Here is a 22,964-nt window from a genome sequence, read left to right as displayed (position 1 = left end):
CTCCATTGGTAGGGTTGGTAGGGGCATTCCCCTTTTTCCTTGCCATTGGGAATGAGTCACACATGTCCACAACCCGAATCGCCGGCTGAAAATAAAAGACCCCGCTCATCTCGAAGGATGAACGGGGTTCTGAGTTGCACTACTAGAGGCTAGTCGATGCGACGAGTTTTGAAATGCGCAGTGCCTACTGCGCAGGCGGATCGCTCCGCTTTGCATCTTCGGCCGCCGGCGGCGTGCTGCCAGCTGGATCTGCACCATCCAAGATGGCCTTGATTGCCTTCAGTGCGTCCGGACGATCGTTCTTCAGCAGATTGTCGAGATCACTGAGCAACCTGTTCTTGACATGTTCCGCGGCATACTGTCCAGCTCCGTCGATGACGCACTGGATGTACGCCACACGTTCTGCCTCGGTCTCGAAGCTCTTCTCGCCGGAGTCAGCCATTTCTTCTGCCACCTGACGAATGGCATCGTCCTCGTCGACTGCCCAGACCGATACCGAGTAGTCGCCTTGCTCGTCGTCGCCAGGCTGCCAGTCCAGAGTTACACAGAACAGCTCCAGTGCAACCGCCAGTTCAAGTCCAGCTGTCGTTTCGTTCGAGATTGCATTCAGCACAATATGCTCCTGATATCCAGTCGCCCGCGCCCCAATGGCACGGAACGCCCTGGGGGTTGTTGGAAAGTCCTTGCGAGAAGAGATGTAGATCAGGAGAACAGAAAGGGGAAACCACCTTGCCGTAACCCTCCTCTGCGGCGCAGATCAGGAGAACAGAAAGGGGAAACCACCTTGCCGTAACCCTCCTCTGCGGCGGCCCGCTGCCCGATCACGATGCGCGCCACGGCGTACCGGAAAAGAAAAATCCCCGGGCAGCGTGGATACGCCCCCGGGGAGTGTTTAATTGAACAAGAGATCGACTTGTGCCGATGCCGTTGTCGCCTTCCCGCCCCATGCAACCCGGGCTTCAGGCGGTAAATCGGCAAACCCGACCGACCGACCAATGAGTGAGGCTATGTCGTACTCACAGGTAATACCTAGACGATCCTTGTGTGCGGTACGACGGCAGATCGCATCGTGTTCATTCTGCTGCGCGTGTGACAGGGAGAGGCACCCATAAGACAAGTACCAAAGGTACCCTGTGGTAACTCCGCCCGGCATCACTCCCTGATCATGCATTCGGAGCAACCGGTCCACCTCGAAGTCCTCGATAAAGCAGGCACTCTCGATGTCCACCGAGAACGTAGGCTCCGTTTCCACGGCCCACGCCAGCTTCCCGTCCCGTAGGGTCGTCAGCTCCGGCGCACATCCACTTCTCTCGGTGAGAGCCTCAAAGTACGGGTCACGCAGGCCAGTCCATGTTGCATTGCCAGCCGTCGAATCCCACTCCTTGCCAACGTGCAGGAACCGCGCAACAGGTATCGGGCTTTGCTTGACTGCCGGCACATCTGGCACGTCGTAGCGGACTCCTCGTTGCCTGATGTCCCGATGGTCTGCCCAGACAGAAAATGGCATGGCCACGCCGTTCAGAGATTGCATTGCGTCCACAGCGATCATGACATCCAGCGGAAGCAGCCTGAATTTCGGCCGCTCACCAGCATTCGCTGCGCGCAACTCTTCGTCGTAGTCCAGCTGCAGCATGTATCGCGTGAGCGCACGAATCATTGAAGGATGGTACGTATCCGGCTGGATCGTGACCCAACCCTCTTTGATCGTCCGCCCCACCCAATGCCGCCTCTGCCAGTCATACCGAGTGTTGCGGATGAAACGGTTCAGCTGGTTCAGCCCTTTGGCGTAAGCATAGCGCGCGTCGTACTCGATCATGTTGGCGAGCGATTTGTCCTCCGCAACTTGGCACACGTGGCACCCGAGCCGAGCACCACAGCCGCCCTTCCCGCGCTTCTCGCCGCCCTCATAGATTGCATCAGCGACAACTGCGCACGACGTGCCTGAGGAATGTGCATACACGCGTTTCGTTTCCTCGAAGTCCGAGAACGATGGGAACTGCTGGCCGCCGTAGATCGCGATGGCCTCCCATACATCATCGGTGCTCCATACCCGAACCGGACTGAGGATGAGTTCGCCGTCCTTGTTGCGAACAGGCGCGTCCGAGCGGTCACCGCGGACAAGCATGGCAGTGGCGCGGCGTTGGCCCTCGTCCAGGCGGGTGCCCAGACACGTTACGGGCTCGGGGAGCTTCTCCTGAGCAAGCTTTCTGAACAGCTTGCGTCGGAACATGCGCTGAGGATGGATCTTGAGATCGACAGAGCAGTCACTTTGAGAGCCCGGAAAACTTGGAAGGCCTCGGCCGCTCAGAATCTTCAGCTGCCAGGTCGAGAGCAACGTGGGCTGAACCGTCTTCGTAACAAGCCGAACGCCGTGATCCTTCGCGAACCGCCGCATCTTCGCCGTCTCAGCCTGGTATAAAGACTGGGCTTCAGGGCTCTCAACGCCCGTATCCCCTGTCGTCACGATGACGAGTGGATTGCCTCCAGCTGCCTTTGCCAAAACTGCCGCGTGGAGAACCAAGGCAGCTACCACAGAACTGTCCTTCCCTCCGCTGTAGGCCACAATAATCGGATGGCCGCCGGCGAACAGGGCCCCGATCGCTGCCAAGGCCTTCTCGATCAGTTCCTGCACGGTGAAGACCATTTCGTCACGCCTGAACAGCTCGATCGTCTTTGTGTCAACCATTTCTTTGCTCCTGATAGCCAGCCGCTCGCCCCGCACGGGGTGCGAGGCATTTGGCGGTTAAGTGGGAAACCCTTGCAGAAGGGAATGCAGATCAGGAACGCGCAAAGAAAAAGCCGCTCACATGGTGAGCGGCCGTGTTGTGTGTGCTGGTAGCCAGCACGTGGTTATGTTGCGGGTGGGTGCCTCAGCCGCGGTTCCAGGCTACTTGCCCTGGACTCAGACTGCTGCACCTTCGATGCTGTGGAACACCCATTCCCAATAACCGAGCAGGGTGTCATCGTTTGCTACCTCTGATCGCCAGGCCGACCTGGGATGATCTGGGTGTTCGGTGTCGAAGGTCGCTCGCAGCCAGGCTGGGGAGCCCTCCTCGAGCTTTCCGTACGCGTCGACCAGGGAGCGACCGAGCTTTGCTCGCACGCGATCTGCGATCGCCCCGTCCGTGAGGCCAGCGAGGATGCCGTTGATCTGGGTGACGAAGCGGGTAGCTACGCCGTCCAGGTTGCCGATCTCGATCGCTGCATCCAGTTCCGCGCCAAGCACAATCGCCGTGGCCGAGCTGGACCTTACCGAGATGTTCCGACCGATGAAGTCGCCGGCGCCACCGAACTCGAACAACTGTGGCTTGTCGCACCGCCAGCTCCCCTCGAACTTGATCGCCTTCAGGCCGTGGCCGTCGTCGAACCATTGCGCGAGATCGAACAGAACCTGCAAATCAGCATCCTCGTCCTCCGTGAACTCATGGTGGTCGAGAAGCTGGAAGAGCTCCGGATCGTTGATGCCGAGGTGCTCCGCCAGCGCGAACAACTCCATTGCGATGCCCTCACTGGTGTCATCCGGGAGTTCTACCCCCAAATCTGACCTTAGCGCGGCCACCCGATCGTTGACTTTCTCCCAGTGCGGTTCGTCCTCGGGTGTCGATGCAATGTAGACCTCACCATTTCCCGGCGTGGTCGGGTCCAATGCAAAAGCGCCAAAAAGCGCCAAGATCATCGGCGTGACTTTGTCGAGGATCAGAACGCCCGTGGAAGTGCTGTAGGTGTTTGCCATGATGAAGCTCCTATGTCGGATTGGGGAAAGTGTGTTGGTTAGAGTTGAACGGTGAGGTCATGACGACCGCGCACAGGAAGCACGCGCGGAACGGAATGGCTTGGCTCCCACCGCGGCGTCCTGCCGTCCTCGGTGACGAGATCAAGGATTGCCCATCCATTCTCTTTGGCGAGTTCGTTAGCATACTGAACCGCGCCTTCGTACGTGGCGAAGTCGCCGACGCAATCGCTCCCGCATTCTTCTTCCGGCTTGTAGTGCAGATAGACGGAGTAGAACTGGGGATCGACGTTGTCGAGCTTCACGATGCCGCCGGCGGCATCTCGCGGAGAGTGCTCATTGCGTACGCCTTGGATCTCCACGGAATCGAATCGCTCCGGGTGACCGCCGATGACTTCGTCGGCGTAGCGATCAGCAAGGCGATCAAGCTGCTCGGAAAGCTGTGGATCTTCCGAGTAGCGTTTCGCCAGCGCCAGGAACAGGATGCTGTCGACGAGCACCCAGCCTGCATCATCGCCAAGGCTCTTCGGGAACGGAAGAACCTCGCGCAGGCCGGCAGCGTAACGGGTCGCCTTGTCAAAGCTCGACCAGCCATCCTCTGCCGACCAGAAGCCGGCGCCATGCTCACCAGGAGTAGCATCGGACAGGGCCGCGGCTTCGGTGGGCGAGTAAAGAACATACAACTGGTTTTGCATTTGGGATCTCCGGGTGGAAGTTGGACTTGCCCGGAGTGATGAGGAACAGGCGACACTAAGTCTTGAACACGGCCCCCGGAGTCCGCCGCCGGCCGCCCAACCGCCACCGAGAGCCCAGCCACCCGCCAGGCGCCGCAATACAGGGGCGACAAATAGAAAATGCCCACCGGTTCCTGAGTTGGAACGCGATGGGCATGGACGGATTAAGGGATTACGGGCGCGGCGAGAGCTTGATTCGCTCTGCGATGCGGTTGGCAGTTCCCAACGGGACGATGCGAGCCCCGCCATAGCGAAGGTTGCCTGACACTGCATCTGCAAGCACCGTGTTTTCGGCGGTATTGCCATAGCCGTCCGGCAGCAAGCGCAGCCAAGCCCCGTCGTTATTAAGGACAGTCATCGGCTTGATGTCTTCGCTGGCGAGCGAATACGGCACCTCGACGCGGTCCCCCGCCTTCAGGCCGCTGACCCACACGCGGTGAGCTGCGGTTTGGCGCTGCATTTGCGGCAGCTTCTCTGGCTCGCTGAGCATCTTCAGATCGATGCGCGTCGCGTTCGCCCGTGCCAAGGCACCACGTGCATTGCAGACCCACGCTGGCTCCCCGTGCTCGGCAGCCCGGGAATCCGTTGGGCCACTGACCGAGAACCCGGAGGCTTCGATCGCTTGAACGAGGACGGCTTCAACTTCAGGGAGCGCCACCTGTTCCTGCGGGAGCGTGTGGGCCAGTTCAGGGTCCGTTCGGAGCGCCAGAACGGCATCTGCCCAGGCGGCTAGCTCACTGTCGTAAGCACCGTGACTCGCCTCAACGCCGGTCCAGCCTGGCTGACTGAGCGTCCACCACCACCGGCCAAGCAGATCGTGACCGTCCGAGGCGCTTCCTTTGTGGATCAGAAATCCGGCGGACTTCGCTTCCGCAACGTCGCTTTCACTGACGTGGCGCATTGCCAGCGGGACGGCCCACTGCGGTAGCTGGTCGATCGGCGAGAGACTCCACTCCTCGGGGGATTGGTCCACCTCATCGACTGTGAACAGTGAGTCGGCCAGCCCCTCTTTCTCCGCGGAACTGAGCTCGTCTCCGTTGCAGAGCTGCGCAGCGACCAACTTCTGGCTTACGCCGGCAATCACGACTCGGCAGTGGCGTTCGACACGCCATGGGCCGCACCAGTACTCGTAGATACCCTCGAACAACCGTGCCACCGGCATACTCTGGCTTGCCTGCTGATTCATCGCGAATCTCCTTGTTGGGTTGGATAGTGACCGGAGATGCGGATCAGCAGACAGTAAAATTCTGGGCGCCGTGCAGGCTGTCCAATGAAAAAACCCACCAAATGACAGCAGTCACCTGGTGGGTCGATGGAGTTAGGGAGGCAGGATCAGTGAGCGACCCAGCCGCCCCGCGGGTTGTAGCGACCGGTCAAGAGAGGGCCGACGAAGATCTCCGCCTCGGAGGACGCACGGATATCGTCAAAATCGGCATTCACGGCTGCCACCATCTCAGCCGGCAAGGCCCTGTCGCACTGATGAGGGCCGATTTTCTTATGGCCTGACCGAGGCTTCAACCCGGCGCGCAACGGGCAATCTCGTTGGTCTTCAGATCCAAGTTGGGGATTTCACCAACGTGCGACACGATCTGTTTGGTGCCCGGCGCCAAAGTCGGCCAGCCGATAGTACTGAGTTCAAACCCGTCAGTGAGGGCTTGGAGGCGATAGCGCCCAGCCGGCAGATTCTGGAAGGTGATGGGCCCGGCGCCGAAGACGCCTGCCCGCCGAACGGTATTGTCCTCACCAGTCAAGACGACAGCACGCCGAACGGCTTGATTCGGTACAGCCGGGTTGTCTCTTGGCTGGACGATGATGCTCGCGTCCTCCTTGGCAATGAGGATGTCGAAGACGCCTGCTTTGTTTCCGTCTTTGGTGACCAGGCCCAAGCTAAGTGGCATCTCCTCGTTCGGGAGCGAATCAACCAGTTTCGCCATCTTCGCCCGTGAGATGGTGAATGCATTGGTCTCTTTGTTGTAGGACCACAGCGCAGCCAGATCGACGATCGCGCCAGTCGACCGAACCTCGATCGTGGCTGAAGAGGCGAAGGGGTCCAGAGGGCCTGCGTCGGCGATGGCGAAGCTGCCATCGGTTTGTCCCAGCTCCCCGGGAGCAATCCCTCGTACGCGCAGTTGATCTAGCCGGAAGCTCTGGGAGCTGCGCTTGATCCGCCCCTCGCCGCCCCGGTCACTCACAAGCTCAAAACGTCGGTTCGGATCGCTCTTCGAACGAAAGCGAACGAGGAATGTGCCGCCCTCCTTCTTGCCAAGTACCTCTACCGTTTGGTCCTGTCCGTTGTCAGAGCCAGGCAGGACATGCAACGCGCCGTTGATGACGCCAGCAGCCATGGGAGCGCCGCTCCGGACGCAGAAATCGCGGGAGGTTGCGCGTTTGGAAGCTGGCAGGGAAGTCAGTGGCACGGACGCTACCTCACCGAAAGGCGCGTCGACCGAGGCCGCGGCCATTGGCGGGTTCCGGGTTTGTGGCTGAGCAGCCAGGCAGAGCGGGCTGACGCCGAGAAGTGCCAGTAGCGTCGTGCGAAAGGTGGCGGAGGGGCGCAACTGGGCTTCCTGATAGCGAGATTATGCAAACGCTATCGGGCCTAACGGATTAGGTCAAGGGCAATCCCGAACTACCTCGGGATCACCCCCAAACCCTCGTCCCGTTACTGCTGCAGGCTGATATGCCAATGATGCATATGCGCGTCTTCAGGCTTCACAATGGCCGGCTTGTTGGTCCACTTCGTGACGCCGGGGATCGGCGTGCCGTCAGCAAAGGCGCCGCTGATCAGGGCCTTCTCGATGAAGCTCTTGCCGATGTAGATCCGGCGGGCGCCAGGCGCCTCGGCTTCGATCATGGCTCGGTTGTCGTTGATCCACTTTGTCACCAACGCCAGCTTCGGCTTCTGCGCTGCATTCGAGGCAACCTCCTGCTTGGCAGCATTCAGCGTATTTGCGATCGCCTGTGCCTCGCCGTCACCGTTTAGGGCGCCGGTAAAGCCGCCGAGTCCGTCGGCATACCGGAGATCGAGCTGGTGGCCGTCGCTGTGGCCGGAATGCCCCATGACGGAGCGCCCCGTAGCCGTTTGCTTGACGTGCAGTGCGGACACATCATTGAAGAGGTACGACTTCGGGAGAATCCAGGTCAGTGCCTTGTCGACGATCCAAGAGTCGCCGCCGGCGTCGGGTGACCCTTGTCCATAGCGCCGGGCCGCGCCGACGAACTCGCCGCCAAAGAACATCGGGGTGACGGTGGAGTCGGAGCCCACATAGACGACACCTTCCTTGCCCTTCGAGGTCACTTCCTTGCCGTCCACGGTGCCCGTCAGTTCGACGACGAAGGTGGTCTTGCCGGTGAATCGCTGGAGGGCGAATGCCGGCATCACCAGGTTCGCGAACGAGACAACGCCCGCGCCGTTCTTGCTCGCCTTCGGGAGAATATCGTCCGCCGCCCACACCGGCTGGCCGCCAACAAGGACGCCAATGCGAGCCTTGGTGATCTTGGCCTCCTTGGGTTGGTACTTCACGGTAAGCGGGACACCCCAATCCGTCTTGACTGTCGCAATGGGCAGGCTGACATAGCTACCAGGCAGGTTGCCGGTCGTCTTGATCGGCTTGATGACGGGGGAGCCGTCAGGCAACTTTGTACCGAAGTCGGCGCGGGTCACAGACAGCGAGCCATCGCACGAAGGCTTGTACGTCGCAGTGACGATCGTTGGAAGCGCGGAGTCGCCGACGTTCGTAGCCGCCAGCGCGAGCTGGAACGTGAGCGGACCCGATTTGGTGTACGTAGAGACGTCCACGCATTGCGTCTTTGTGATAGTGCCCTGCGTGTAGTGCGAGGTGTTGACGCTGCCGCTTGCACTCGTTGCACCGCCGGGGAGACCCGAGACCGAGTACGACCACGTGTCGTTGTACTGACTTTGGCTGGTGGTGTAGGTCGGGTACTCATCAGTCGCAACCGAGATTGACAGCGACACGTTCGACGTACCTTGAGGGACGGTGACCGTGCCATTGCAGGAAATGGTCTGGTCCTTCTGCGCCGCGATGGCCTGGAACACCGAAACATTGTCGCTGACGGTTTCGCAGGTGGAAGGCGTTGCGGCAAACGGCTGGAGCATGTTTTGCTGAGGCGCCGCATTCCGGCTGGCCGGACCACTTCCATTCTGCGTCGTTGTGCTGGTAGTACGGGTGGCCGTGGCTTTTCCACCGCTGACCGATTTGGCAGCTTGCGTTGTCTTGGTCGCGTTGTCGCCGGTGTACGTAATCGTTACGCTGGCCGCTGTAGTCGTCGGATAGATTGGGATCGTTGCCGAGTTGAAGCCCGGGAACTCCGCGTCCAGGATGGTCGCTTCGTAGGTGTCGGCCAGCAGGTTCGCGGCAGAGAACGAGCCATCCGCGCCGATTGCAACTACCCGGCGCACACCATCGGCGGCGCCGCGCAAGCCGATGAGTCGGCCGGCCAAGCTGGTAACGGGCTGGCCATTGATATCCACGACGGAGCCGGTAAGCGTCGCCCCGCCCTTCACGGCTAGGAAGTCATATGCCTTCGCGTAGTCGCCGTCCTCGCTAACCAAGCCCACCGACACAGTAAGGCTGGTGTTTGGCAGACCCGTCAGCAACGTGGCCATCTTCGCTGCCGGAATGGTAAAGGTGTTCGTGGCGGGGTCGAATGTCCACAACGCGGCCAGGTTGACGATGTGGCCATCCCGGTCTTCAACTGTCGCAGACGACGAATCGACGCTGAAAGCCGGTGCGCCGCTGATCGTGAACGACAAGTCTGTGGCGGTAAGTGTATTGCCTTGCCCCATTCCCTTGACCAGAAGTGGGGTGGGCGCCGGGAGCGGAGCCGTGGGGTCCTCGGCAGCGTGTACTGCCTCATCGATCGCGATCGGGCGGGTAGAGCTCACCAGCACAGGGAGGTCGAACTGCTGACCATTCGCCGTGACGCGAATAACCACGTCCTGGTCGACGCCGTCGTCGGAGAGCGTGATGAATCGTAGCTGGCCATCCTTGACCGTCAGGCCCCGCACGTTGCCGGATGTCACGGACAGATCCGATGCGGTCAAAGTCGAGGGCAGCCCAAGATCAGTGAGGTCGACGGAAAATACGTCTGCGTACTGCGCATTTTGCTGCGGCAGCAGCGTGGCGCTCGGAGTCGCGACAGGCGGTGTTGGTGTGGACGGGTTACTTTGCGGCGGCGGGCTGTCACCATTGTTTCCACCGCATCCGGACAAAGCAATAGCGACTGAAAGAGCTACTAGGTTCTTCTTCACGATATCCATCCCTGGTTGTTACGCACCGCCCCGTTTGAATCCGGCCACAGGTTTGATTGGTGCTTTATTGGACTGCCGAACTTTCTGGCCTACATTTTTTTGGAACGCATACTCCGTCACCAAAACGCCGATAGCAACCCCCGATTGTTAGGGTGTCACCACGTGGAGGAGAGTATCGATTCGCCCGTGTGCCGGCATCACCAAAATTGATGATGCGGCGGGCCGCTGTGTGCCGCCGGGGCAATGAAAAACCCACCAGTTGACAGCAGTCACCTGGTGGGTCGAAGGGGTTACGAAAGCCGGATCAGTGAGCGACCCAGCCTACCTGCGGGTCGTAGCGACCGTTCAAGAAAGAGCCGAAGAAGATTCCCGGATCGGAAGACGCGCGGAGATCTTCGAAATCGGCGTTCACGGCTTCCACGACCTCAGTCGGCAAACCCGCGGGATGCAGGGTGCTGCGGACAATACCGACGGATGACATCACTTCGCGAGTGTAGACCCCCCAGTCCGGCAGGAAGGCACCGCCCGCGTTGTCACGGAAGTCCTTCTCGTAGAAGTCCGGCTTCAGGAACCTTACGGCTACCGTCTCGCCTGCCAGCGGGCCGGCAACGACGTCGAATCTCGCCTCGCCACGATAGTTGGAACGCCAACGTACAATTTTCTGTGCCATAACGCATTGCTCCTGTAAGGGTTGTTCTTGCAGACAGGAGATGCTCGACAGGAACGCGTAGGAAGTCTGGCCGAAAAAATGCCCCTCAACCGTGATGGTGAGGGGCACTCCAGGTTTGGAACTGGCGGATATCAGCCGCAGATCCGCTTGAGGCCTCTGTCGACCAGATCTCCGTCATAACTGATGACGACCTCAACGTTTTTGCAGGATGCCTCTACAGCCCCTAGCGTCCTCGCGGTGATGAGGTAACCGTTCTCGTCCACTTGCGCGGACTGGCCGTAGAAGATCGCGTTTCGAACCACTGCAGCCAATACTCGCTGGCTGCCTTGGTCGTCAGCCCAACTTGGCGCCACAGTATTACGGGCCTGGACCCTACCGCTGCACACCCGAAAATGCTGATAGTGCTTTCCCGAACGCACCGCCACGGAGTCACAGTCCCCGAACCGGCCGACATAGATGATCTCGGCGTCGCGTCCGTTGACGGTCGCGACGGTCGTCTGGCGAGTCTGCGCAACCATGCCTACGGTTTCGTCGATCGACGCCCCGAATGCCTGGCCGCACAGAAGTACTCCTGCAAGCTGAACTGCCAGAATCAGAATTTTCCTCACGATGGTGCTCCACGTTGTCTTGGTACAAGGTAATGGCAATCAGCTGTGATCAAATGCCGCATGTATCTTTGGTCAAGTTCACGGCACGCAAAGCACGAACCTTGAATAGAGAAGCCACCGTATCGAGAGGATACGGTGGCCATCAGGTAGTTACGTCTGACCTACGCCAGCCAGCTCAGACCCGCGCAACTGGTCAACCAGAGTGCAAAACGCCTCCTTGTTACCGCGAAAGAACGCGCGAACGACGTCAACTTTGTCGCCAAAGCCGGCCGAGACATTGCCACCAGAAACCGTAAAGGATACGGGATACCCCGCCCTATCGCGGTTCACGCGCAATACGCCCAACTTCAGTATGGATCGCCCTTTGGCCCACCGAAGGAGTTCGCCAACGACCCGACGCTGCAGTTCTTCCTGCGCCGCGGTCGCTCGCTGCCTGGCGGCAAAGGTGCTCTCCCCGGCCAGCAGGCCTTCCGCGTAGCGGCGGGCGCTGTCAGCTCGACGAAACAACTCGCTCGCTTCGCCAGCGCGTCGAACCGAGGCGTCGATACGCTGGGATGCCCGCTTCGTCATTGTTGTGAACCCGACCCCCATGGGGAACGCGTTCCCCTTCCTCATCGGGTCCGACGCAAGGCGCAACAGCCGCGTCGCTCGCCTGGTCAGATCATCGCACTTGGCCATTGCCGTCCTGATCTCATCAGCATCAACTGAGTTCAGGACAACGCCGGCTGACATGGCCGCACGAATTCTCGCGTCCACCGGTGAGTCACCCAGCGCCAGGGGCACCAGATCCGCCACCTCGGCAGGCGATGCCACAACGGCCGTCGGGGTCGATGCACGAGGCTGGGACAGCGTGTTGCTGATCGGGACTGCGCGAGCCTTAGGCAAGTACTTTTCGTACTCGGCCAACGCCGCATAGGCAGCCTCCTCAAAGTGCACGCCCTGGATGGAGTTCCCACGCACGACGATGCGATCCACCGCGCCGCCTTCAATGAACACGATGGCCACACCCTCAAAACTGGCGGGATCGGCACCCAGCACGACTGCTCTGATTACTGCGCCCCCTTCCAGCAGGGCCACGCCGTCCATACTCAACTGGTGCCAAACCGCTTTGGGCTCCGAGGGGCTCAAAGCGTTGCCACGGACCTCAAGCCGTTCGACCTGGGACAGTCGTTCCTGCAGCCAGCCCGGCAGGGCCAGCAGTACTCCGAACACACTGACTTCCGAAGCTGTTTCCATGAGTTCTCTCCTGTGAGGTTGTCTATCGCGCCTGAGATGCGGCACAGGAAGGTGTACGGCGGCTTTGGGGGATACCGTTCAAGGCGAGAAGCAAGACACGGAAGCACGGCAACACCCCAAAAAGAAACGACCACCTCTAGAGGTGGTCGTGAGGGTTGCAGATCAGCTATCGCTTCCAGTATGGGCGGAGATCGAGATCCGTCCATACCGGCTTCAGACAGCATGCGCACCTGGGAACTCCGTCCTGTGCTTGCATTTCCAGACTCGTGGCAGCGTCCGCGCAGACCTTGGCCATGGCCAGTGCCGCGGGATTGCCACCTTCATTGGCACTCTTCTGCCTGTACAGCTCCTCTTGTTCCCGCCAACCTTGCGCTGCGTTGGTCAGGCCGTCTCGTACCGTTGGATGCAGCTCCATTGCATTACTCCATGGAATCCGCGGTGACAGGCGTCACGCCGGCGCCGCGGGCGGTGTCCGCGAGCAGCTTTTGTCGACCTGGTGCATTTGCCGGCATGACTGCCAGGCCCGGGGCACTCGCGTGCGTAATCAGCTCCTTCTTCGCTTGGAGGTTCAAACTATCCCCCCGGAACACGATCACCTCACCGACCTCGATGCGATGGCTCGCACAGTTCGCGAGAAACTGAATGGCCATCATCCGCGCGCAGATCGGGTCGACGTCGCACCCGTGGAAGCTCCACTGCCGCAGAGCCGCACCGCCTTCTTTCTCGAGGACCGCACTCGCTGCAGCGAGCATCAGCACCCCGCTGCCACAGGTCGGATCACAGGTTGCGATAAGCCTGCCACTTGTGTCCTCCAGGGGATCGGGTGGAATGGTCAAATGAGCCATCAGCTTTGCAAGGTTCCACGGCGTGAAGAACTGCCCGAGCTGCTGCTTGCCACCTCGGCTCGAAAGCTCCTGGTAGAGCGGGCCGAGGAGATCGAGGAACGGCTCTTCTTCTGCAACCGCCGTATCGTAGGCCGATATCGCGTTGGTGATCTTGCCGCGAACAACTTCCGGAACCGGGTCCCACGCGGGGAAGCCCCAGATAACCATGATTTCGCTCAGCATGAACCTCAGCATTTCTGCCATTCGGTGGCGATAGCCATCATCGAGCTCGTCCGCGATCGCTTTCACAGATTTGGACGCTCGTCGAGATACAACACCAGCCATAGGATCATCTCCCGTTGTCATTGATGATTGGGAGATGACGAACCGGTGCAAATAAAAATGCCGCCCCAGATGGATGTGGGGCGGCACGGACGGTTGAATGGGGATGGGCTTACGCCGGCATTACCCCGAGGCGAGCTGCCTGTTCAAGAGCGGCCGGCGCGATACCGCTGCGCATGTCCAGTTCGATCCGAAGATCCACGAAGAAATCCCGCGGTGAGCGATAGCCAAGCGTGCGGGACCACGTGATCATCATTTCGAACGACTCGACGTCCGTCACTGCGCGAAGTCGGACCTTCACGCGATCGGCGTTCTCCTGCCGCTCCCGCAATGCGTCTCGCAGGTGCCGCTGGAAGCGGCCGGCAAGGCTGCCGGTTGCATCGCGAGCCATCATCGCGCCGTAGTAGCTCCCCAGCGCACGGAACACCTCCCGGAGGCGTTCCAATCGCACCGCGGCCAGGCGCTCTTTTCGGTCTTGTGCAGCACTGCAAAGCAAAAGGGCCGACTCACCCTCCTCCCGCACATGAGCCGGAATCCAGTCCGGACGCAAAGCTACGCGCTCCGCGGCCCAGAACCGCTCGATCGCCGGCAGCAAGGAGGAAGACACGGCCAGCCAGGACCGGCAGTGCAGGTGCAGGGCTCGATCTGCGAGGTGGTACAGCGAGACGGCTTGTGCAAGTTCACTTCGTGCGTTGTTCATTGAGTGGGTTCTCCAGTCTGAGGAAAGCCATTGGATTGGCCGGACATGGAGATATGCGAAACGCCAAATGGGAAGCTTAGGGCCCCTCGGATCAACCACCGACAACAAAAAAGGCCATCCGAAGTACTCGGACGGCCTTGATACTCGTTTTCAGGGGAACGCTCGATCGCAGTTGCACCGAGAGATCCGCACCTCCGCTAGAGCCGACACAGAATCATGGTGCGCCCATAGCCACGGATCTCGATTCGCCCGTTAAGCCGGGTTCGCACGACACGCGCCCTGCCGAGCTGCTTCCGGTTCGCCCGAAGGATGAATGCGGCGTCCTTCCTGGGGATGCTGTTTGCGGTGGATTCGTCCGCCCATCGTTGAATGATGATCGGCTTGCGCTGCAGTACCGGTGTTCCAATCATGGCTGCTCTCCTTGATTTGGGTTGATTGACGGGGCGGTTGCCCCATCAGCTTGGCCCTCAAGGTATGCAGCACACCATTCTGGATGCGCGAAAGGCACCGTGCTCGGTGCCAGTCAGCAGGCCCGGGAAAACTAGCGTTTTGCCATCTTCTTGTAGACCATCGTTACCGCGTTGCCTCCGCCATACGACGAGTTGATTAAGGCTACGCTGAACAAGCTGGGCAAATTGAGTTACGCAGGTTGATCAGGAGCCCGTTCGGCCGGAAAAATAGCTGTGGCGACGAGAATTTGCCCTCGCGCGCCCCAATTGGGGTGTGTTGGCGGGGCGCCCGCCCCGCATTCGCCCTTTACGGGCGGACTGCTCCCGTCAGATGCCCTCGACTCAAATAGAGATTGGCCAGCGCCAGCGCCGTGAAGGCTCGGCCGGCATTCTTCTTCAGGCCGCGGTAGCGGACTTTCGTGAAGCCCCACAGGCGCTTAACCACGGCGAAGACATGTTCAACCCGGGCCCGGATCTTCGATTTGTTACGGTTCTTCCCGCGTTGCACTTCGTCAATCTCCCCGTTTCTGCGGGTCCGCTGATTGGTGAAGTCCTTGGCGTGCGGCGCCTTCGATGCGATCAGCTCCTGCTGACTGGCGTATGCGCTGTCACCGTACACACGCCGCTCCTCCCCATGCAGAAGCTGGGGCAGCGCATGCTTGTCGTGAACGTTGGCCGGCGTCACCACCGCGGAATGGGCCAACCCGCTCTGACTATCCACGCCAATGTGCAACTTCATGCCAAAGTACCACTGCTGGCCTTTGCGGGTCTGATGCATCTCGGGGTCGCGCGACTTCTCTTCATTTTTCGTCGAGCTGGGCGCACCAATAATTGTGGCATCGACAATTGTGCCGGTCTTCAGCTTCACGCCATTGGCTTGCAGGAGTCGGCCAACCTCCGCGAACAGCCGTTCGGCAAGCTGATGTTTTTCCAGCAGCCGCCGAAACTTCAATACCGTGGTGGCGTCCGGCACCGGCTCACGACCCAGGTCAATTCCTACGAAGCGGCGCAGGCTGGCGCTGTCATATAGCGCTTCCTCGCAAGCCAGATCTGCCAGGTTGAACCAGTGCTGCAGAAAGTGGATGCGCAGCATCCGCTCCAGACCAATGGGCCGCCGGCCATTGCCTGCCTTCGGATAGTAGGGCTCAATCACGGCGCACAATGCCGCCCACGGCACGATCTGATCCATCGTCGCCAGAAACTCTTCACGCCGCGTTGGCTTGCGGTGTTGCTCGAAACCTGCACATTGATCTGCACCCGCTGCCAACGTCATTTGCTTCATGTTCATCTCTTTGCGCTCGTGATTCTTCAAATAACGCGCCTTCTCACGAATCGGAGGACTTGATCAGCATTGCCCTAACTTCCAATCTCCCGCATAGAAAAAATTTCGGAGATCCACGGCCACATTCGAGTCACTGCAGACGATATTCATCGATAACCCGACAGTGCATTGGAGCACCGTGCCGACCGGCAGTTCCTTCCATCCATTGATGGTTTTCAACTGCGCGGAGAGAAGCGCCAACTCCTTCTGCTTCTCATTCGCTTCCCTACGCGCTGCGTTGATCTTCTCGATCTCAGCAAGCGAGGCAAGGTACTGGTCTACCGTGGATTGCGCTCCTGCTTCCACGAGCATGGCTGCCATTTTCGCCCAGTCAACGGCGGCACCGCCCGTTGAGAAATTGGAGTTGCAAACCGTGTACTTGCTCTTCGGGCCAACCACTCCAGCAAGTCCGCAGCTGATGTGTTCAGAGGGGGTCGGCACGGGGCCAGCCGTACCCGTACTCACTCTCTCGAAGCTGGGTTTGATTACCCTATTCGCAGAGTTGACCGCGAAAATCTCTTCGTTCGCGTTTTCGCGCTGATAGGGGCGACTCGATACCTCCACGCGCCATTTTCCATCCGAGTTGGTAGCCTTCACGAAAAGGCTCTCTGATATGGCAGCATTTCCCTGAAACAGCTTATACGTCCCGACGGGAACGTAAGAACGGTCCATCTCGGCACTCTCGCGGCGAACAGTGTCAACCGTCGTACAGGCGCCAATGCCGACGACCGCAATGGCACACGCCAAATTGACTGCAACGCGTCGAATATTCTTCATCGTGTTCATGAGCTTCTGTGAGATCCAGACGCAGTCTGTCGCGTTGGAATGATCTAGTAATGTCGACTACTCCCTCCCTGACATATGAACGTCCCGTTCCGCCGATCTATGCACCCCACCTAACAGGCCGCTGAAATACCTCCGGCGAACGTCAGCCTCACAACCGGCTGGCGCGTTGATCTGAGGACTCCACCAACCCCACATTCATGCGCGGCGCTGACACCTTCACCGAGAGCCTGTTCACCATGCGGCGGCTGGAAGATTTCGTGCCAGAGTCCCACCCTCTGCGCTCGATCCGCACCATGGCCAATCAGGCGCTGGTGAAGATGGACCGGTTGTTCGCGCAAATGTACGAGGCCGATATCAAGGGCGGCCGGCCCAGCATCGCGCCGGAGAAGTTGCTGCGGGCCATGTTGCTGCAGGTCCTTTACAGTATTCGCTCCGAGCGCCAGCTCATGGAGCAGACGCAGTACAACCTGCTGTTTCGCTGGTTCATCGGACTGTCGATGGACGACACCGTTTGGGTGCCCACGGTTTTCACCAAGAACCGCGAACGGCTGATCAAGCACGATGCCGTGATCGAGTTCTTCAACGAGGTGCTGGCCATCGCGCAGAAGAAGGACTGGCTGTCTGGTGAGCACTTCAGTGTCGACGGCACACTGATTCAGGCGTGGGCTGGCCATAAGAGCTTCGTGCGCAAAGATGGCAGCGACGACGATAGCGGCGACTTCAGGGGGCGCAAACGCAGCAACGAAACGCACGAGTCCAAGACTGATCCCGATGCCAAGCTGTACCGCAAGGGCAAGACCGCCAGTGAGCTGCGCTACATGGGCCATACGTTGAGCGACAACCGCCACGGCCTGGTAGTCAGTGCCTTGGTGAGCACGGCCGATGGACACGCCGAGCGCGAGGCTGCCAAGGTCATGCTCAACGATGCCCGGCAGGCAGCGGTCGACCCGGACGCGGAAATCACAGTAGGTGCAGACAAGGGCTACGACGCGCAGGAGTTCATTGAAGCGTGCCTGGAGATGAAGGTGACACCGCATGTGGCGCAAAACACCTCGGGTCGGCGCTCGGCCGTTCCTGATGCCATTGCTTGCAGCCCCGGTTATGCCGTCTCACAGCAAAAGCGCAAGCTGATCGAGCAAGGCTTTGGCTGGGTCAAGACGGTCGGGCGCTTGCGCCAGGTGATGGTGCGCGGACTGAAGCGAGTCGACCAGATGTTCGTGCTGGGCATGGCCGCTTACAACCTCGTGCGCATGCGTTCGCTGGGACAAATCCGTCCGCAGTTGCGGTAATCGGGGAAATGAAGCCGGAAATGGGCCCCGAACCGCAGAAAAACTCGATTCGAGGGCGCGAAGCTTCCGGATTGTGAAATCAGGCAGTCCTCGCCCGCACAGGCGGAAAGCACGCCGTTTGCGCGGGGAGTACTTCAGCAACCTGCTAAGCGGGGGAGAGTGACGGACCTGATATTGCCAAACGGCCGATAATTCAGTTTGACACATCACCCCGCCACCACCATTTTTAATGACGCCATCTATTAATATATTCAATATTAATGCATGGTATTAATACCACGTATTACTTAATTGCTTTTCTGCTCGAGCAAAGTGCACTGGTTGTCCCAGTACTCCGTACATGGGCAATATTGCTGCGCATTAATTCTAATATTACCATTCCCTGGGCCAGCGCCGTTGGCAAGTTTGAACTCAATCACGTTGGTGCCGTTCACCAGGTATGGCTTCATGTCCACGTTCTCCGCAATTTCAAAGTTGTTTGGTCGCTCGAGAGACCAGATCCCCCCGGCGCCGAGGTCAATCGTCCCGTCAGGATACTGACGGCCGGAGTCATCAACGTAGGTTCCGATCTCAAACTTGTCGGCATACTGGGCCTGAGCCGGCGTACCGTTGTTGGCCCGTACGCCCACCTTCCGTCCGTTGATAGCAATCCAGATCCAGTTGTCAACGTACGTGTATTCCCAGATAAAGGTTTTGACTTCGCTGACATTCCGAATGTTGAATGTGAATGTAGAAGACTCAATCCACATCTGAGTCTGGTACCCGTGCGTAATCCAGAGGTAAGGTGCCTCGTAGCGGATGTTTGCATTCCCCGTGGATGCAGAAACTGTCAGCGGTAAAATACCACCGGTATCGCAATACCCAGCCCCACATTGGACAATCAGGACCTTGTCGCAGGTGGTTAGGTAGGTCGAGTTCTTCGTGATGTTGCATTGGTAGTTGGACTTCGCATCCACCTCCACCACCTGCCCCATCGTGCACTGCTTATCCTCGGTCACGAGGTACTCGTTGCAGACTTCCGTCTCGTGCTGCGCCGGCGTGGTGGTGGTCTTCGGGTAGCAACCACTGTCCGTGACATTGCCTGGCTTAGCATTGTTGATCGTATCCCCGATGCCCTTGATGATCGGGTCGTTCGGGTTGACCGGGATCTTGACCCGATCCTGGGGATTCTTCGCCAGGAAGTTCACCGCGTCGCATTCCTGATTGGCGACCGAATCCGGACCGTGTTCAGCCGTTTTGCAGGTAGTGATGCGCCCAACCCCCAGGCTGAACAGTGACGGGCCGCCAAACCCGCCTGCCTGCGGGGGATTGTTGGTGTAGAACGGCAGGTCCTTGGCATTCTCGGGGTTCACCTTCTCGTTCAAACCGCCCAATTGCCCCTTGCCAAAGGCCAACCCATCGGAGTGAGGGTCCGCGCCCGCCGCACCTGAAGCAAGCAGGAGTATCGCGGCGCCGGCGCCGGCCAGCATCCGGATAGCGTTCGTTCTGTACGTCATAGGGTATGCATACGCGTTATGTGATTAACGGATACTAATTGTATGCGCCCTGACATTCAACCGCCATGAGTTCTTCAGCCTGAAGGCACTCGCCCGGAACCCAGTGAGCGTTGGCGCCAGGCAACGCCCGGTCCCAAGAAAGCAAAAAGCCGCCGGCATCAGAGATGCCGGCGGCCATGAGTTACACGGTTTCGCTGGGTGCGTACTTCTTACCACGGTAGTACTTGCACACGGGGGCGTTGTCGGCGTCGACGACCCAGAAGGGATTCGGGTACCTGTCATCCTCACCCAACCGTTCAGAGAGCGATTTCGCCGCGGCCGTTGCTGCTCCCAAAGAAGTGGCCGGCCACCAGCATGGCGTGAAGCCGACGGGGGTGGTATCGACGGTATATGCAGATAGGATCATGGGATCATCTCCAAGGGACTTGGCACCGGCAGTGGCGCCTTTGAAAAGCACGCCTTCGCACGATGCGTTGGCTTGGCCCTACCGTTATGTCGCACATCCAACGATTAACACGTATAGATACGAAACGGGTATCAGTCGGATATAATCGGGGCCAACACTAGGACCCACGGGGCCTCCAACTACCTACTGACTCATGCAGACCGCGTTCCTACTCTTCCTCGCCGCGTACATCATGTGGCACTTGCTGGTCGTGCTGCTGGGTATCCACGAATACGGCCATCTCCTGGCCATGAAGAGGGTCGGCATTCGCCCCGACAAGGTTGTAATTGGTGGCGTGAAGCTGTTCACAATCACCATCAAGAAGGTTCCGATCGAGTTCGGCCTTGTGCCCCTGTGGGCCTTTGTGGCGAGCAAGCACTATGAGCAGTCGCCGTCCGGCAAGCGCGCGATCGTCGCTGCGGCCGGCCCGGCGATGTCCCTGGCAACCGGCATAGCGTTCTACCTCGTCGACGCCATATATCCGTTATGGCTGGTGGGACTGTGTGCCAAGGGTTCGTTCGTTCTCCTGGCGACAAATCTAATCCCGCTGCCGCCCCTGGACGGATGGACCATCATTGAGCATTTCATCGTGCGACGCGGGATCAAGATCAGCCCCAAAAGCCGGCAGTACCTGTTGTGCGCCGGCTTTGTGGCGATTGCGCTGGTGGCCCTGCTGGTGTAGTCCCCCAGTCCTTGTGCCCGGAATTCACCGCGGGCAAGGATTCTTAGCTCTCCGATGAAGCCACCTGATCCTGCTTGAAGAGGCTCTTTCCTCTTCGGGCAGCTTCCTCGCGGATGTGCCCCGCGTTGGCCCGCAGTGACTCCAGCATCTGATTTGCGGTCGCTTCGTTGCAACCGTGCTGCAGGAGAAAACTGACAGCGTGAACCGCTCCTTGTTGCACTAAGTCCTGAGCGGTCAGCATTTCATCGGACATCTCCCGATACTGGGCGGAGTCGAGCACGCCGGCATTTTCAATCGTGCACTCGGGGCGATCGCCATCAAGGTGCGGAGCCAATGCATGGCGCAAACCCTCACGATGCAGGGACGTGTCCGCCATCAGCGAGTGGTAGTCGGGGTATCCCTCGGCGTCTGCGTATAGATCGACTGTCGTGCAGGAATGACGGGTCGCACAGTGCCTGAATCCGTACAGGCTTACCATGGCGGCGGCGATGCCAAGGTTTGACACAATTGCCGCGCTCCCGAACCACTCCGACGCCTGGAACCAGCAGTAGAGTGCCACCCGCTTCCCGTCGACGTCACCCGTCGGGTGCTCAACATAGACGTCCTGGTTGCCGATGTCATACGTGTGCGTGATCCGATAGATCCTCGCTCCCTCGAGCCGCAGGTCTTCTTCGATGTCCTTGAAGTCCTCATCCCCGAGCACCTGGCTATCCTCAGGCGAACGCTCGTTGATGGTGAAACCATGCTCCGACAGCGCCGCCGCAAGAGCCGACGCTGCCATCGAATCGGTGAGTTGGCCGTAGGCGGGCCGCGTGGTCCCGCTCGCCCCGGCGAGCTCTGGCGGCTGCTGGCCATCGAGATTCGCGATCATCTTCCTCACGATGTCCTCGAACGTTCCCTTTTCAATCTCCATTTCGCGTTTCCTTCCGTAGGTTTCGTGGCCGGCACGAGCCCCAGGCTCGCTGTTGTTTCGCCGAGACAAGTGCATCCTGATCGACGCATGTGTATTATACCTACCTGTTATGTTTCTAAAAGTTGCCGGAATGAATCGGCAAACGTCCAGGATCAGAAATGTCGAACACTCCTTTGCGGACCCAGTCAATCATCCAGGTACAGGAACGCGCCCTAGAGCTCGGCTGGTTCCACGACCTGGAAGTCAGCTTCTCCTACTGGCATGGTGGCAAGCTGCTGCTGGATGGTCCGAAGTTCCAATGGCCAAATGAGACTGTGCTGGAGGATGTTCGGGATGAAGGCCAACGACTTTGCCGTATCTACGACATCTCCAGCACCTCCTCGCTCGAGCTCTTGGCGTTCCGCGTGGACAGGGAGGTGCCGCGAGCCAAGTCGCCGTCAGACGGCCATTGGCACTATCCAGAACGGGACCAAGGCCTGCCGCCAACCCTCCTGCGCAGTTGCCACCTTATCTGGTCGTCGAAGACCGGAGAGGCGCCAACTCTTCGCGACTGGCATGTTCGAGAGGCATGCTTTGCCAAGTTCGTACCTGTCGTGGGCGCGTCCGTCGCGGCGGCTGACTTGCTCGGTCGCTTCTCTGTGCAGACGAATCCCCTCGCCCAGGACGCCATGCGGCGTGGGCTGGCCATCTTCGATGGCCAGGTGTCGCACCTCACCATAGACGAAGAGCCCTCCGGCCAAGGCGGGCGGTTCATTCGGGTCGCCGGACAGATCTCGATCGCGACTGCGCCCGGTTCCCCTCGGACTTCCGATGCCGAACTCTTGGACACCGTCGGCCAGGCGGCGGCAATCGATGTTCGGCCGACCGGCCGCGATCTGCACTGGGACACAACTCGACTGGACAAGGAGCAGCAGTACTGGTCATGGCGCAATCCCTGAATCGATCGAACAGGCTTCGCGTTGCCTGTAACTCATTTCAGGGTGCCAAGACAACCTTACAAGGATGAATCCATGAACGAAGAAACGACGCTCGATAACCTCGAGGAGCTCACCGAATTGGCCCTACGCCCGCATTGGGCAATCGGATTGGCTGAAGGCTACATGCAACGCGGAGCCCAACTCTGCACGCGCGATGGCCGCAGGATGGGGAACGCAGTGGTTGCTGGGTTCGAGACGCGCGGCGAGAAGACTTTTGCGGTCGCTGTCACCGATGTCGGCACTGTCATGCGGTTGACCCAGGGCGAGCTTGCGGAGTGCTTCCATGAACCCAAGTGGCTGATGGACGTCGTCTCCCATGCCGGTGTGCAGCGTGCTCGCATCGCCGGAGAGACATTGCCTTAACCGACACGCGCCGCCCTACTTTCGTGGGGCGGCGTTTCATTTGGTGCCCGCCTTCTCCAGCCTGCCACCGCTGACAGCGACAAAGGCCTCGCACACGAACTTACTCGTCGCTGTCAAGCATCACGAG

General features: G+C 59.6%; 21 protein-coding genes. 4 read left to right on the top strand and 17 right to left on the bottom strand.

The window, feature by feature from the left end; genetic code table 11:
* Positions 1-184 precede the first annotated feature (184 nt).
* The 14 genes from GA566_RS30760 to GA566_RS30695 form a co-directional block, all read right to left on the bottom strand.
* A complete protein-coding gene (locus tag GA566_RS30760) occupies positions 185-613 on the bottom strand; it encodes a hypothetical protein (protein WP_149135164.1) in 429 nt (142 codons plus the stop codon).
* A gap of 279 nt (positions 614-892) precedes the next feature.
* Complete coding sequence (locus GA566_RS30755; RefSeq protein WP_149135163.1) at positions 893-2,686, bottom strand: phosphoadenosine phosphosulfate reductase family protein; 1,794 nt, start codon at positions 2,684-2,686, stop codon at positions 893-895.
* 216 nt (positions 2,687-2,902) lie between these two features.
* Positions 2,903-3,733 carry a hypothetical protein gene (locus GA566_RS30750; RefSeq protein ID WP_149135162.1) on the bottom strand — a complete coding sequence of 277 codons (831 nt, stop codon included), beginning with the start codon at positions 3,731-3,733 and terminating at the stop codon, positions 2,903-2,905.
* Positions 3,734-3,771: 38 nt separating this feature from the next.
* A complete protein-coding gene (locus GA566_RS30745; protein ID WP_149135161.1) occupies positions 3,772-4,425 on the bottom strand; it encodes a hypothetical protein in 654 nt (217 codons plus the stop codon).
* A gap of 211 nt (positions 4,426-4,636) precedes the next feature.
* Positions 4,637-5,650, bottom strand: coding sequence for a hypothetical protein (locus tag GA566_RS30740; RefSeq protein ID WP_149135160.1), 1,014 nt, complete (start codon positions 5,648-5,650; stop codon positions 4,637-4,639).
* A gap of 328 nt (positions 5,651-5,978) precedes the next feature.
* Complete coding sequence (locus GA566_RS30735) at positions 5,979-6,809, bottom strand: hypothetical protein (protein WP_149135159.1); 831 nt, start codon at positions 6,807-6,809, stop codon at positions 5,979-5,981.
* A gap of 317 nt (positions 6,810-7,126) precedes the next feature.
* The gene (locus tag GA566_RS30730) at positions 7,127-9,745 is read right to left on the bottom strand and encodes a carboxypeptidase-like regulatory domain-containing protein (protein ID WP_149135158.1); all 2,619 of its coding nucleotides are present in this window, start codon (positions 9,743-9,745) and stop codon (positions 7,127-7,129) included.
* Positions 9,746-10,040: 295 nt separating this feature from the next.
* A complete protein-coding gene (locus GA566_RS30725) occupies positions 10,041-10,514 on the bottom strand; it encodes a hypothetical protein (RefSeq protein WP_237380948.1) in 474 nt (157 codons plus the stop codon).
* A 23-nt stretch (positions 10,515-10,537) separates the two neighbouring features.
* Positions 10,538-11,014 carry a hypothetical protein gene (locus GA566_RS30720; RefSeq protein ID WP_262389460.1) on the bottom strand — a complete coding sequence of 159 codons (477 nt, stop codon included), beginning with the start codon at positions 11,012-11,014 and terminating at the stop codon, positions 10,538-10,540.
* A 150-nt stretch (positions 11,015-11,164) separates the two neighbouring features.
* Positions 11,165-12,250 carry a hypothetical protein gene (locus GA566_RS30715; RefSeq protein WP_237380946.1) on the bottom strand — a complete coding sequence of 362 codons (1,086 nt, stop codon included), beginning with the start codon at positions 12,248-12,250 and terminating at the stop codon, positions 11,165-11,167.
* Positions 12,251-12,669: 419 nt separating this feature from the next.
* Positions 12,670-13,383: an N-6 DNA methylase gene (locus tag GA566_RS30710; protein WP_370459390.1), complete on the bottom strand. Its 714-nt coding sequence runs from the start codon at positions 13,381-13,383 to the stop codon at positions 12,670-12,672.
* Between the two features lie 145 nt (positions 13,384-13,528).
* The gene (locus tag GA566_RS30705; RefSeq protein ID WP_149135156.1) at positions 13,529-14,116 is read right to left on the bottom strand and encodes a hypothetical protein; all 588 of its coding nucleotides are present in this window, start codon (positions 14,114-14,116) and stop codon (positions 13,529-13,531) included.
* A gap of 756 nt (positions 14,117-14,872) precedes the next feature.
* Positions 14,873-15,847 (bottom strand): IS5 family transposase, encoded by a 975-nt coding sequence (locus GA566_RS30700; protein WP_160475151.1) that lies wholly within the window; start codon positions 15,845-15,847, stop codon positions 14,873-14,875.
* Between the two features lie 63 nt (positions 15,848-15,910).
* On the bottom strand, positions 15,911-16,672 hold the full coding sequence (locus tag GA566_RS30695; RefSeq protein ID WP_160475150.1) for a hypothetical protein: 762 nt from the start codon (positions 16,670-16,672) through the stop codon (positions 15,911-15,913).
* Between the two features lie 197 nt (positions 16,673-16,869).
* Here GA566_RS30695 and GA566_RS30690 point away from each other — a divergent pair, with 197 nt between their 5' ends.
* Positions 16,870-17,961 (top strand): IS5 family transposase, encoded by a 1,092-nt coding sequence (locus tag GA566_RS30690; protein WP_149135079.1) that lies wholly within the window; start codon positions 16,870-16,872, stop codon positions 17,959-17,961.
* Positions 17,962-18,248: 287 nt separating this feature from the next.
* On the opposite strand, the gene GA566_RS30685 is transcribed toward GA566_RS30690, so the two are convergent.
* Positions 18,249-19,457: a hypothetical protein gene (locus GA566_RS30685; protein ID WP_202127002.1), complete on the bottom strand. Its 1,209-nt coding sequence runs from the start codon at positions 19,455-19,457 to the stop codon at positions 18,249-18,251.
* 181 nt (positions 19,458-19,638) lie between these two features.
* Complete coding sequence (locus tag GA566_RS30680) at positions 19,639-19,863, bottom strand: hypothetical protein (protein WP_160475149.1); 225 nt, start codon at positions 19,861-19,863, stop codon at positions 19,639-19,641.
* Between the two features lie 193 nt (positions 19,864-20,056).
* On the opposite strand from GA566_RS30680, the gene GA566_RS30675 reads away from it, so the two are divergent.
* Positions 20,057-20,584 carry a site-2 protease family protein gene (locus GA566_RS30675; RefSeq protein ID WP_149135154.1) on the top strand — a complete coding sequence of 176 codons (528 nt, stop codon included), beginning with the start codon at positions 20,057-20,059 and terminating at the stop codon, positions 20,582-20,584.
* A gap of 43 nt (positions 20,585-20,627) precedes the next feature.
* On the opposite strand, the gene GA566_RS33470 is transcribed toward GA566_RS30675, so the two are convergent.
* Positions 20,628-21,497, bottom strand: coding sequence for a hypothetical protein (locus GA566_RS33470; protein ID WP_237380945.1), 870 nt, complete (start codon positions 21,495-21,497; stop codon positions 20,628-20,630).
* Positions 21,498-21,655: 158 nt separating this feature from the next.
* Between GA566_RS33470 and GA566_RS30665 the strand changes: the two genes are divergently transcribed.
* Positions 21,656-22,435: a hypothetical protein gene (locus GA566_RS30665; RefSeq protein WP_149135153.1), complete on the top strand. Its 780-nt coding sequence runs from the start codon at positions 21,656-21,658 to the stop codon at positions 22,433-22,435.
* 72 nt (positions 22,436-22,507) lie between these two features.
* Entirely contained in the window at positions 22,508-22,837 is a 330-nt protein-coding gene (locus GA566_RS30660; RefSeq protein WP_149135152.1) for a hypothetical protein, read from the top strand.
* Positions 22,838-22,964 lie beyond the last annotated feature (127 nt).

This window comes from Cupriavidus sp. SW-Y-13 (assembly GCF_009793345.1).
Taxonomy (GTDB): Bacteria; Pseudomonadota; Gammaproteobacteria; order Burkholderiales; family Burkholderiaceae; genus Cupriavidus.
Note: the sequence above shows the minus strand (reverse complement) of the source record. Positions and strands in the feature narration are given on the sequence as shown.

Coding starts and splice junctions, on each gene's coding strand:
- GA566_RS30755 (WP_149135163.1), bottom strand. CDS start 2,686: ATGGTTGACACAAAGACGATCGAGCTGTTCAGGCGTGACGAAATGGTC.
- GA566_RS30750 (WP_149135162.1), bottom strand. CDS start 3,733: ATGGCAAACACCTACAGCACTTCCACGGGCGTTCTGATCCTCGACAAA.
- GA566_RS30745 (WP_149135161.1), bottom strand. CDS start 4,425: ATGCAAAACCAGTTGTATGTTCTTTACTCGCCCACCGAAGCCGCGGCC.
- GA566_RS30740 (WP_149135160.1), bottom strand. CDS start 5,650: ATGAATCAGCAGGCAAGCCAGAGTATGCCGGTGGCACGGTTGTTCGAG.
- GA566_RS30735 (WP_149135159.1), bottom strand. CDS start 6,809: ATGGCTGCTGGCGTCATCAACGGCGCGTTGCATGTCCTGCCTGGCTCT.
- GA566_RS30730 (WP_149135158.1), bottom strand. CDS start 9,745: ATGGATATCGTGAAGAAGAACCTAGTAGCTCTTTCAGTCGCTATTGCT.
- GA566_RS30715 (WP_237380946.1), bottom strand. CDS start 12,250: ATGGAAACAGCTTCGGAAGTCAGTGTGTTCGGAGTACTGCTGGCCCTG.
- GA566_RS30705 (WP_149135156.1), bottom strand. CDS start 14,116: ATGAACAACGCACGAAGTGAACTTGCACAAGCCGTCTCGCTGTACCAC.
- GA566_RS30700 (WP_160475151.1), bottom strand. CDS start 15,847: ATGAAGCAAATGACGTTGGCAGCGGGTGCAGATCAATGTGCAGGTTTC.
- GA566_RS30695 (WP_160475150.1), bottom strand. CDS start 16,672: ATGAACACGATGAAGAATATTCGACGCGTTGCAGTCAATTTGGCGTGT.
- GA566_RS30690 (WP_149135079.1), top strand. CDS start 16,870: ATGCGCGGCGCTGACACCTTCACCGAGAGCCTGTTCACCATGCGGCGG.
- GA566_RS30685 (WP_202127002.1), bottom strand. CDS start 19,457: ATGACGTACAGAACGAACGCTATCCGGATGCTGGCCGGCGCCGGCGCC.
- GA566_RS30680 (WP_160475149.1), bottom strand. CDS start 19,863: ATGATCCTATCTGCATATACCGTCGATACCACCCCCGTCGGCTTCACG.
- GA566_RS30675 (WP_149135154.1), top strand. CDS start 20,057: ATGCAGACCGCGTTCCTACTCTTCCTCGCCGCGTACATCATGTGGCAC.
- GA566_RS33470 (WP_237380945.1), bottom strand. CDS start 21,497: ATGGAGATTGAAAAGGGAACGTTCGAGGACATCGTGAGGAAGATGATC.
- GA566_RS30665 (WP_149135153.1), top strand. CDS start 21,656: ATGTCGAACACTCCTTTGCGGACCCAGTCAATCATCCAGGTACAGGAA.
- GA566_RS30660 (WP_149135152.1), top strand. CDS start 22,508: ATGAACGAAGAAACGACGCTCGATAACCTCGAGGAGCTCACCGAATTG.